The organism is Caldisphaera sp. (assembly GCF_046536515.1).
Classification (GTDB): Archaea; Thermoproteota; Thermoprotei_A; order Sulfolobales; family Acidilobaceae; genus Caldisphaera.
This window is the reverse complement of sequence record NZ_JAWDMQ010000043.1, coordinates 1-10897: the sequence shown is the minus strand read 5'-3', so window position 1 is coordinate 10897 and position 10897 is coordinate 1. Positions and strand designations below refer to the sequence as shown.

At 33.3% G+C, this 10897-nt stretch carries 11 protein-coding genes, 1 tRNA gene and 1 pseudogene; 4 read left to right on the top strand and 9 right to left on the bottom strand.

The annotated features are described in order from the left end of the window. Positions 1–188: 188 nt before the first annotated feature. Both RXO53_RS06385 and RXO53_RS06380 read right to left on the bottom strand, forming a co-directional pair. Positions 189–806 (bottom strand): IS607 family transposase, encoded by a 618-nt coding sequence (locus RXO53_RS06385; protein WP_410713412.1) that lies wholly within the window; start codon positions 804–806, stop codon positions 189–191. A 37-nt stretch (positions 807–843) separates the two neighbouring features. Further along, positions 844–2091 (bottom strand): MFS transporter, encoded by a 1248-nt coding sequence (locus RXO53_RS06380; RefSeq protein WP_410713411.1) that lies wholly within the window; start codon positions 2089–2091, stop codon positions 844–846. 212 nt (positions 2092–2303) lie between these two features. Here RXO53_RS06380 and RXO53_RS06375 point away from each other — a divergent pair, with 212 nt between their 5' ends. Further along, the gene (locus RXO53_RS06375) at positions 2304–2924 is read left to right on the top strand and encodes a 2,3-bisphosphoglycerate-dependent phosphoglycerate mutase (protein WP_410713410.1); all 621 of its coding nucleotides are present in this window, start codon (positions 2304–2306) and stop codon (positions 2922–2924) included. Here the strand turns inward: RXO53_RS06375 and RXO53_RS06370 are convergent, their stop codons facing one another. Continuing rightward, on the bottom strand, positions 2925–3314 hold the full coding sequence (locus RXO53_RS06370) for a DUF302 domain-containing protein (protein WP_410713409.1): 390 nt from the start codon (positions 3312–3314) through the stop codon (positions 2925–2927). It abuts the gene before it with no gap. 34 nt (positions 3315–3348) lie between these two features. After that, positions 3349–4359, bottom strand: a complete 1011-nt coding sequence (locus tag RXO53_RS06365) for an RsmD family RNA methyltransferase (protein WP_410713408.1) — start codon at positions 4357–4359, stop codon at positions 3349–3351. Between the two features lie 78 nt (positions 4360–4437). Between RXO53_RS06365 and RXO53_RS06360 the strand changes: the two genes are divergently transcribed. Further along, positions 4438–4531, top strand: a tRNA-Thr gene (locus RXO53_RS06360). Between the two features lie 191 nt (positions 4532–4722). Here the strand turns inward: RXO53_RS06360 and RXO53_RS06355 are convergent. The 3 genes from RXO53_RS06355 to RXO53_RS06345 all read right to left on the bottom strand — a co-directional run bounded on the left by RXO53_RS06355 (position 4723) and on the right by RXO53_RS06345 (position 7231). Next, on the bottom strand, positions 4723–5061 hold the full coding sequence (locus RXO53_RS06355) for a ribonuclease P protein component 4 (RefSeq protein ID WP_410713407.1): 339 nt from the start codon (positions 5059–5061) through the stop codon (positions 4723–4725). Then, positions 5021–6856, bottom strand: coding sequence for an ATP-dependent DNA ligase (locus tag RXO53_RS06350; protein WP_410713406.1), 1836 nt, complete (start codon positions 6854–6856; stop codon positions 5021–5023). The genes RXO53_RS06355 and RXO53_RS06350 overlap by 41 nt, the downstream gene beginning before the upstream one ends. Positions 6857–7036: 180 nt before the next feature. Then, positions 7037–7231, bottom strand: a complete 195-nt coding sequence (locus tag RXO53_RS06345; protein WP_410713405.1) for a hypothetical protein — start codon at positions 7229–7231, stop codon at positions 7037–7039. A 405-nt stretch (positions 7232–7636) separates the two neighbouring features. On the opposite strand from RXO53_RS06345, the gene RXO53_RS06340 reads away from it, so the two are divergent. Next, positions 7637–8047: a secondary thiamine-phosphate synthase enzyme YjbQ gene (locus tag RXO53_RS06340; protein WP_410713404.1), complete on the top strand. Its 411-nt coding sequence runs from the start codon at positions 7637–7639 to the stop codon at positions 8045–8047. Then, on the top strand, positions 8028–9869 hold the full coding sequence (locus RXO53_RS06335; protein WP_410713403.1) for a helicase C-terminal domain-containing protein: 1842 nt from the start codon (positions 8028–8030) through the stop codon (positions 9867–9869). Before RXO53_RS06340 ends, RXO53_RS06335 begins: the two co-directional genes overlap by 20 nt. Here RXO53_RS06335 and RXO53_RS06330 read toward each other — a convergent pair. Both RXO53_RS06330 and RXO53_RS06325 read right to left on the bottom strand, forming a co-directional pair. After that, on the bottom strand, positions 9859–10458 hold the full coding sequence (locus RXO53_RS06330) for a metallophosphoesterase family protein (RefSeq protein WP_410713402.1): 600 nt from the start codon (positions 10456–10458) through the stop codon (positions 9859–9861). The genes RXO53_RS06335 and RXO53_RS06330 overlap by 11 nt on opposite strands. 199 nt (positions 10459–10657) lie before the next feature. Continuing rightward, a pseudogene (locus tag RXO53_RS06325) lies at positions 10658–10897 on the bottom strand (DUF763 domain-containing protein); the annotation flags it as partial.

Genomic DNA, 10897 nt, shown 5'->3' with positions numbered 1-10897 from the left:
AAACATGCAAAATCTCTTCGTTATGTCAAGGAGGTTGTCCGGCTAGATCGTATAGAAATAACACTTTTTATAATAAAGATGGACTTTGTTTATTTGGCCCCCTTTCCTAAGCAATTCTACCAATTTGAACGGGTAAGGCTGGTTAAGATATTCATAGTATTTGGTACTTGAGAGGATTAATTTCCAACTTAACTGTTCTTTTCGACGTCTTCAACACACTTAATTACTTTCTCATAATTGTGAGATTTATGGCCGTAAATCCTTGAGGCAAACGATTTAACAATCTCATCAAAGTCCTCAACCAACTCTTGCATATAATCCTTTTGATCATCATTAAATGTTACAATAACGTTTACTTTATAAGCTTTGAACAATTCTACGAGGTATTCAAAACCGAAAAGTGTTAATCTATCCTTATATGCAACTACTATTGCATCTATTTGCCTCCTCTTAGCAAGATCTATGAGTTTCTTCAAACCTCTCCTATCTTCTTTTAACCCAGAACCTATGTCCCTAATTTCTATTACTTTCACTTCACCGAAAGTTTTCTTAACCCATTCCTTCAACGCGTTTAACTGTTTTTCTAAATCGCCCTTTTGCGTATTCGAGGAGACTCTTACGTATATTGCAACTTGCTTAACCGTTTCATTACCGCTTAATATTCTCTCTACTTCACTGTAAGGAATCCTCCACCTATCGTTAATTTCAAGAGCCTTAATTTTACCTTCTCTAATCCACTTAATTACGCCATTTCTACTCATGCCAAATATTTCAGCAACCTCACTAGGCGTTAAGTATCTCTCCATTAAGTACTCCGCATTAATTAAAAGTAACCAAAAGTATTTAAAAGTTACGCAAAAATGTTATAGTCTCTATGCCCAGGAAGAATATCAGAATGCCGGTAGCGAACCATGCTACTGCATATATTGATAATGCGAAGCTGAAGGAAACATAGACAGGGAGAAGGGGACCTATTATCATCCCTACCCTTGCCATTGAGCCGCTGCTCCCCATGCCAGTGGCTCTCAGGTCAGAGGGGAAGGACTCAGGCGTATAGGCGTATATGAGGCCCCATGCGCCTAGATTGAAGAAATTTAGGGCCACCCCTGAGGCAAGCAGCCAGGCCGTACTGGGGGCCAGAGCAAAAGCCACGGCTGCAGCAGCTGAGCCTGTGAAGAACGTCAACAGGCTCGGCTTTCTGCCTATCCTCTCAATCATGTATGCGGCTGTGAGGTAGCCAGGCAGCTGGGCTAGCGACATTTCTAGGGAGTACTCGAAGGTCCTCACTAGGCTGTAGCCTCTTCTGGTCAGCATGGTCGGGAGCCAGAGGAAGGCGCCGTAGTAGCCAAAGGCCAGTAGGAGCCAGGAGGTCCAGAGCACAAGCGTTTGAGTTCTGAGTCCGTTGGCTAACAGCTCCTTTGAGCTGTGCCTCTTGACGCTTTCAAGCGTGACGCCATACTTCTCAGCTATTGCCTGGGCCCTGGTCGGGTTCCTGAGACGGAGCCATTGGGGAGACTCAGGCACTGTTGCTCTTATGGCAAGGGCGTAGAGGGCGACTGCTGAGAGCGCCAGCAGCGGAGCCCTCCAGCCGAAGCCAGGAAAGACAAGGTAGGCTATGGCTGCGGCCAGTATTGCACCGATTGACCAGAAGCTCTCAAGCAACACCACATTCCTCCCCCTGCTGTTAGGCGGTGAAAGCTCGGAGATCAGCGAGGCAGCCACTGGAAGCTCGCCGCCCAGGCCAAGCCCAGTGAAGAAGCGTATAACTGCCAGCTCGGAGGCCGAGGATACAAATGCCGTCAGCCCCAAGCCGATGCTGTATAGGACCAGCGTTGACATGAATGTCATCCTGCGACCCCGCACGTCTGCAAGCCAGCCAAAGAGGATAGCACCTATTAACATTCCGATGTTATTGACTAATATTATGAGCCCCTCGTCTCCCTTGGTGAGACCAAGCTCGTGGGAGGCTGCTACTAGTATGTATGAAAGCAGGAGTACGTCCATACTGTCAAACATCCACCCTATACCCGTCGAGAATATGAGCTTTGTCTCTCTGTACTTCATTCTGAGTATCACTATCTTAGAGAACAATTGTTCTCATTAATAAACTTTTATAAAGGGGTTATACATATGTAGCCAGCAGTCGCTAATAGCCATGCCACTCATGTCAGCCGCTTAAGAAACTTGGAGGGGGCCTCCTAATAGTGAAAAGATAATCAATATAAGTGTCCATAAATTTAATTTATGAATAAATACTAAAAAGGATAATAAGTTAAAAAAGAGAAAAAAGATGGGTGAATAAAATGCCTATATTATGTTTGTTAAGGCACGGAGAGTCTTTATGGAATGAGGAAAATAGATTTACTGGATGGGTTGATGTTCCATTAACAAATAAGGGCAGGGAAGAAGCAATAAGGGCCGGGCTTCTTCTAAAAAGGTACGAGTTTGATATCGCTTATACAAGCAAATTAGAGAGAGCTATAGAAACTTTAGATTTAGTCTTGCTTACTTTGGGCTATAAGATCCCAGTTATTAAGGACGAGCATTTAAATGAAAGACATTATGGCGATTTGCAGGGTTTGAATAAAGAGGAAACTGCAAGAATATATGGAGAAGAACAGGTAAAATTATGGAGGAGAAGTTACAAAGTAAGGCCTCCTAATGGGGAAAGTTTAGAGGATACACAAAAAAGAACTGTACCCTTTTTCAAAAATACAATTATGCTAGATTTAAAGAATGGCAAAAACGTTTTAGTAGTAGCTCACGGTAATAGCTTAAGATCAATAGTTATGTATTTAGAAAATATATCAGAAGATGATATACCGCATTTAGAAATACCGACAGGTTTACCTATAATATACGATGTATATTGGGATGATAAAAATTATAAATTAGTAATAAAGTCAAAGAACGTTTTAAAGTAATTATTCTACAACTATTTCTTTTAGCATTTCTATTATGTTATTGTCAATGTTTTTAGCCATTGCTAAACCTTCATCATTTAATTTAAATTCTTTTAAAATATCATATATGGGATAGTAAGTTATTTGCAATTCTTTGTTTTCATTTTCCCATATCAATAGCTTTAAAGGTAAAATAACTCCAATTCTCATATCTTGTATCATTAAAAGAGTACCGTTTCTAGGATTACCAAAAATATAAAGTATTGACCTATTGATTTTCATGCCAACACTGCTAGCATTTTTTGTGTGGTCTATAACTGAAAAAATTTTCATGCCTTTCTTTATCATTAAGCTTTCTAATTTTATTTTTAATTCATTAAAATCATACTTAGACTTATATGTTAATAACAACATACCACCAAAATGTTAAATTTTTTAAGAATTTTTAAATTTTTCTTACAACAACTATTTGTCTATTTAGCCCATTATGAACAAACATATCATGTACTCCAATAATTTTATATCCTAAATCTTTTGCAATTAAATAAGGTTTTTCGCTTGATGGACCTGCATAAACTATATAAGAATTTTTCTTAAGAATCCTTAAGCTTTCCTCTAGAAAAGCTTTCGTTAAATTATAATATCCTCTTTTCTTTGTTGATGCAGCCCTGCCATAAGGAGGATCTGTTGCTATAGAATCTATACTCTCTTCTTTTAAAGGCATTTTGGAAGCATCATGCCTTGCAACTAAAAAAGATTTGCAACACTTAATGCTTTTCATATTCATCATAGATCCATTAACCATGTTTTTATCTATATCCATACATATCGAATGAGAAGCATTTAATGAACAAGCTTCCAATGCTAAACTACCTGTCCCACAAAAAGGATCTAAAAATATGGAATTATTAAGCCTTGATAAATTAACCATAACTCTTGATAATTGTTGATCAATTTGGCCTGGTCTGCTGAAAACCCTATTTTCAATTCTATTTTTATATGAGTTATCCTGGCTTGAAATAAGTAGTCCAACTAAAACTATTCCTTCTGTAATTATAATTCTAACAACTGTATTTGATCTCGGATTTGCGTTAATTCCTATTTTATCTAATGCTCTAGACAAGTTTATTTCTAATTCAGGTATACTTAAATCAAAGGATAAACCCCTATATCTATACCCTTTAACTCTAGCTTCTTTTATATTAAAATCGTTTAATTTCTTAGCTATATCATTATAATCTATATTATTGATTTCATACAAATCTATTAAATAGCCTATTTCTTTAATATACCCTGATCTATTAACGATGTTTGTGTTTAACTGACCTTCTATTACAGATACACCATCAAAGTTATAAATTATTTTTGCATTTGATGTTATTTCTATTAGTGACTCAAGCTCAGCTAATGGTAGCGTTGGATGTATCCCTGAAAGTAATGCGTAGTATTTTCCCAACTTTAACACCTTTTAATTCTAAACTCTTCTTCTCCACAGAAAAAAACTAAAAACCCTAATTATATAAGAAATTGTGGTGCCGCCGTAGCTCAGACCGGTAGATCCCTGCGTGGGAACCGATAGCGCTGGCCTTGTAAGCCAGTGGTCGCGGGTTCAAGTCCCGCCGGCGGCTTCATTTATTATAAAGATAGTTTCAACATGGTTAGGAATTTTAATGAAATTGTTTAAGTGCAACATCAATTAAAATACATTAGCTATGTAATAAAATTAAAGTAATAAAATATGAATTGTCCCAAGAGGATCCTTTAGTCTTATAAAAATAACTAGATTTTTATAAGGATAAAGGCTGAGTAATTTTTTTCTTTATTTTTTAAATGGAATCCTTTTTATGTAACCGCACTTGATGCATTTAATGGTTAAATAATGCATTTTTCCTTGGGATCTAATTCTCACGCTTGATGTAATACCTGGTATTAATGTTGCGTGACAGTTTTTACATATGCCCCTCTTTATGCTTAAGGGTATTTTGACTTTGTTTCTTAATGATAATCTAAAAATTAATTCATTTAATTCTCTAGCATAATCGATATTCCCTTTAATAGTCTCTTGGCTTGATATATTGTATAAATTTTCTATTCTTTCTTTTACAAGTTCCTCAAGCCTAGCTTTCTTGGATCCCTTCTTTAGCTTGTTTTTCTTCAATTTTCTTCAACTGCCTGTTATACATCTCTATTAATTCCTGTTCTGTTGTGGCATCTTCGGGCCCTTTATCTTCTCTCCAACTTATAAATCTAGGGAATCTAATTGATAATCCTGCGCCTTCTTTTAATTTATTATAGCAGCAAGTATGTAATGGAGATAGCGTAAGCTCTGCACCAATTATTTCTGCAACCTTCACTGGTTCAAACCAAAGATCCGGTTCTATACTTGAATCAACCCTTGGATGCTTATGATCAATTATATAGGGCTTAAACAAATCGTACATCTTGTTTAAATCATCATCAGTATATCCGCTACCGACTTTACAGACTGTTCTAAATACGTCATTATCTGGATCATAAGCTGCAAATAATAATGTGCCTATCTTCCCTCCCCTCCTTCCTCTGCCATAAAAACCTCCAACTGCTACCAGATCAACGGTATCTGTCATTTCGCTCTTATAGTCCCTCTTTAATTTTATCCATAGCCAACCTCTGACTCCAGCTCTATAGATGCTTTCATTATGAATTGCTTTAACCATAACTCCTTCTGCGCCTTCTGATATAGCAGTTAAAAAGAAATTCCATAGAGTTTTTGAATCATTAGTATCTATATATTTTGCTATGTTAACCTTTTCATTTTCCTCAACAATGCTTTCTAAAGCTTTTCTTCTATATGGTAAAACCTCCCTAGTTAGATCTTCATCTTCTTTAAGCAATGCATCGAATAGAAATGTTTTAACAGGTATTTCTTCAACCATCTTCTGTATATCATATTTTCTTCTCCTGTGCATTAATTCTTGAAATGTTCTTAATTCTCCGGTATCTGGATCGTATGCAACTATTTCTCCTTCGAGTATTGCCTTATTTGCTTTTATACTCTTTTTAATAGCCTCAACAACGTCTGGATACATATCAGTTATATCTTCAAGCCTTCTGGAAAAGATTTTTATCTTATCTCCATCCTTATGAAATTGTCCCCTTTCACCATCATATTTATATTCAACAAAAGCTTTCCCATTAACCTTTTGCAATATCTCTTCTGGATCGCTTAGCCTTTCAGCAAGCATAGGTCTTATTGGTGTTCCTATTTCTGGCTTTAACTCTTTAATTGATTCTATTCCTTGTTTGGCTATTATTGTTGCTATTTCACCTAAGTCAGCTCTTAAGTTATATGCTCTTTCCACTATTTCTCTATATGAATTGCTACCTCCATAAGAAATAGATAAAGCATCTAAAATTGTTGCATCTCCTACGCCTAGTCTCAATCTACCTTCTAAAAATCTAACTATATATCTCGCCTCTATTGGTTGAGAATCTTTTAACAAACCCGCTATAAGCCTTAGCTTTAAATCTCTACTTCCTTCTCCTTGGGAATAAGCGATTTTTAAAAAAGTGTCAAAAACTCTGCTAACTGTTAAATAATTCTGTTCCTCGCCTATAAAAGCCATAAGACTTCCTTTCTTCTGCTTCCCCTGAGAAAAATTTTCTGCTAATTTACCTAAGTCACCTATGTTATTATATAGCTTATTGATTTCCTGCTCAGTTTTCCCAAATGCTAAAGATAGAGCTTGAACTATGAGTTTTTCACCGATCCCGAGTTCCGGTATGTCTTTCCAATCTGGGCCAAGCTTACCTTGGATTAAATATACAACCTTTCCTATAACTTCGGGAGGGGTATCTTTTATTAAATTAACTAATAATTGGGTCAATGCTATTCTAGAAGTTATTTTTTCCATGTTATCAAAAGTTTCAGCAACCTTGCTAAAAGGAAGATCCTTTTGAATCTGTTTGTCCATTTATATCCCCTTTTATAATTTGTATTGCTAAGCCTATAAGCTAAAATACTCATTAATGGGTGTATTTGTTTTTATTAAACTTAAATTGCCTTGCTTCTATGCTTTCTAGGGAATATTTTGTAGGCCATTGTCATAATTTATTCATCTTGGAATAAGCTGTTGCTAATAATGCTAAATATATTAAAAGTAAGAGACATAGTTAATGCTTAAATTTAGCAATATATCTCCAATTGCATACATTGCTATAGAATAAATAAAGGTTCCTTTTCTACCAACCTTATCTGAAATATTACCTCCTATAGAAATACCTATAACAAGCCATAAATAGGGCATGAAAACAATAGTTTTCCCAAATAAAGTGTTACTTGATATCAATAAATGGCAGCAAAGGCAAGCGAAAAAATGTTGCCTTCAAGCAATAAACCAACAGTAAATGCTGCAAATATTATATTATAAGTTTTCTTCTAAGATATTTCCTCTATTATCTTCAACTTGCTCTTAGCCATTAAGAAATTTATTAATAAATTTTAATAATTTAATATATAAATTTAACTGTTAGATTAATAACTGACCTTCTCATCGCCCTTCAGGACCAGGCTTTAAATTGTAAATTTATCTAAAATTAAAAATTTTTATGTAAATATATATAAATCTAATTTTAAATAAAATTAATTCTTATAATATATATGAGCCAAAACCTCATTTTATATATGTAAGATTTATTAAGATTTCTAATGAAGCTAAAAGTAATACTCGTATTATAAATATTAGGGGAAAATTTTGAAAATTGAGATAAAAGAGTTAGAATTAAGGACTAGCGATAGGATAGAGATTATAGATATTACAGACAAAATAGAAACCATTGTTAAAGAAAATTATTATAATAATGGAATACTAATTCTATACGTTGAGCACACAACTTCCGCCATAACTATAAACGAATTTGAGCCAAATTTGGTTAATGATTTAAAGAAAATAATAATTGATATATTTAAGCCTGGAGGAAAATGGCTTCATAATGAAATAGATGATAATGCTCACGCACATTTAGCATCTAGTTTCATTGGGAATTCAAGAACTTTATTGATTTCCTCTAATAGAATTGTTTTAGGTACGTGGCAGAGGATATTATTTATAGAGCTAGATGGGCCCAGGAAGAGGATGATAAAAATTGTCTACTTGGGAGAATAAAGAATTTCCCTACAATGAATATAGGCCAGGGCAAAAAGAAATTTCAGATTTAGTAAAAAATGCTATAGAAAAAAATAGCATAGCTATAATAAATGCTCCTACAGGTTTCGGAAAAACTGCAGCGGTTATAAAAGGAATAATTGAAAGCAATGCAGAGAAAATTTTATGGCTTGTTAGAACTGTTAATGAAATGGATTCTGTAATAAGGGAATTGAAAAGGTTTAACTTAGATTATTCTTTTTTATTCAGTGCAAAAAGGACTTGCCCTCTTTTTAAAAATCAAAACGACATTTCTTCAGAAGATTTTTGGGAAAATTGTAGAATTGCTAGGATTAAGGGTTTATGCAATTATTATACTAAAAGCATTGAAATAGATAACAAGGAAATATGGGATGTTATTGAGAAAATGGAAACTTTTAGCGGTATTGAACAAGCTAATGCAATAGCCGATAAAACGAAATCATGCCCATTTTTTTCATTAGCTGAGCTGTCAAAAAATACCAGGTTTATAATAGCAACATATCCTTATTATTTTAAAGATGAGATATTTGAAAGGGTTTTAGATTTTTTGAATTTGGAAAAATCTATTGTAGTTATAGATGAAGCCCATAGCCTTATGTATGCTCATAGTATATTAGAGACCAGCATAACTTTAAGAGATATAGAACAATCATTAAATGAAATAAAAGAATATGGATATTCTAATACAGAAGTAGAGAAAGTGATTTCTAACATATATAATTTAAGCAAAGAATTGAGGCCAAAATTGGATAATGTTGTAAAAAGGATTGAAAAAGAAAAATTTAATGAAGCTTTAAATTATATAGATATAATTTCTGATGTAGCAGAAGAAATTAGAGACAAAAAGTTTCAAAAATTCTTTAATATAAATTATAGTATAAAGGTGTATTTATCTCACTTGTTATCATGGTTGTTGAGCCTTAAAAATGATTATTCTTATTTATTTATTTCAACCGAAGATGGTATATATAGATTAATATCAATGCCCCTTGATCCTTCTACAGTAGTCAATAAGCCATTACAGAGGGTAAAATCTGCGATATTACTAAGTGGCACAATACCTCCTGGAGATTTTGTAGGTGAAATGCTGAACATAAATAGAGAAAGGATATTTTTTGACGCAGAAATAATGTTAGGCATTAAAGGTAAGATAGGAAAATCTCTAACTATTGTATCGGGAGACGTTTCTACTCTTTATAAGACCAGAGGAGAGAGCATGTATAAGAGGATTTCATATTACTTAAACCAGATTAGTAAATTAGATGGAATAAAACTCTTCGTATATCCGAGTTATGAATTGATGGATAAAATAGGGAATAGATTTGATGGCCAAACTAATTACATAAATGAAAATAAAAATACCTCATTGGAAGAGGTAATAAATAAAGCATATGAAAACGATAAACTTGTGATTAATGCTGTTGCAGGAGGTAAAATAACTGAAGGAATTGAAATAACTAATAATGGAAGGAGCAAAATAAAGGTGGTAGCTATAATAGGGATTCCATATCCTCAAAAAGATGCGTACTTGACTGCTCATGAACAAATCTTATCTAAAAGGTTAGGATTAACTAAAACTAAATATTATTTATATAAAGTTGCTGCATACATTAGAATTAAACAAGCTTTGGGAAGAGCTATAAGATTTCCAAATGATAAAGGTGTTTATTTTTTGCTAGATTATAGGTATTTGTATGGGGAAATAAGGAAACTTCTAAGGTTAAAATACAATAAAGTTACAAAAAATATAGATGAATTTGATGCGACCATGCCTGAAGTAGTTAATTTTCTTAAAGACTAGCTATGTTCTTAATTTTAGCAATAATATTTTCGTTTAAAGTTACTTCAGCATAATTTCCTAAATCCAAAGGACCTGGATTTATATAAATTGTTTTGCCCAATTCTTCAATACCAGGGCTTTCATGTATGTGACCAAATAAGTATAACTTAGGTTTTATAATGTCTGATAATTCTTTTAATTCCCTTAATCCTGCTCTTATTTTTAAAAAGGTCTTATCTAATATTCCGTAAGGCGGGTTATGGGAAATAAGGATATCAATTTTAAGATTTGATTTCAAAAATTCATTTTTTAAGGATGTAATGTTAGTCCTTGGATCGATACCGCCAATTCCAGCAATTCTAAATCCGTTAATTTCTTTAATTTTTCCGTCTAATAATATGCCTTTTTTTAATAAATGTTTCATTATAGAAACGTCATCTAGATTTCCTGTTACAGCAATAGCATTTTTAATATTTGAAAAAATTTCTGCACTATCTAAACATTCAAAATCTCCTGATGAAATAAGAATATCATAATTTAAATCTTTTATTTTGTTTAGCATTTCGTTATTGCAATGTATATCGCTTATATGGATTATTTTTATTTTCAACCTTTACCCCTGTTATTTATAAATAATAATCAATAAAAATTTTAATCATTGAAATAATTAACAAATCTTTTTAATTAACAAGCTTTTTAAACTATTGCTGGCCTAGAAAAATATTATGGATATTAATTTATAGTAAGGTGAAAGGTAAGACCCTTTATAAAAAAGCAATCTTAAGGAATCCTTAAGTGATTGAAAGGGTTTATTCAAATCTTATTCTTTTTATAAACATGTTTAATCTTTGCATAGCATTTTTCTTAATATTATCATTAATTTTAGCTTCATCTAATGCATTCCTTAAAAATTCAATAGCCTCTTTAGCAGTTTTGACATCAAATGGATATGGTATTCCATCTTTTCCACCAATTGCAAATGAGTAAGTAAAAGGATCTAAGGTTAAATTAACTGGATCTTTGTGTGATAATGGGACAGAATATATTAT

Bases quoted from the DNA above. Each gene is read 5' to 3' on its own strand.
- RXO53_RS06350 (WP_410713406.1), bottom strand. From the start codon at position 6,856: ATGGACAAACAGATTCAAAAGGATCTTCCTTTTAGCAAGGTTGCTGAA.
- RXO53_RS06385 (WP_410713412.1), bottom strand. From the start codon at position 806: ATGGAGAGATACTTAACGCCTAGTGAGGTTGCTGAAATATTTGGCATG.
- RXO53_RS06375 (WP_410713410.1), top strand. From the start codon at position 2,304: ATGCCTATATTATGTTTGTTAAGGCACGGAGAGTCTTTATGGAATGAG.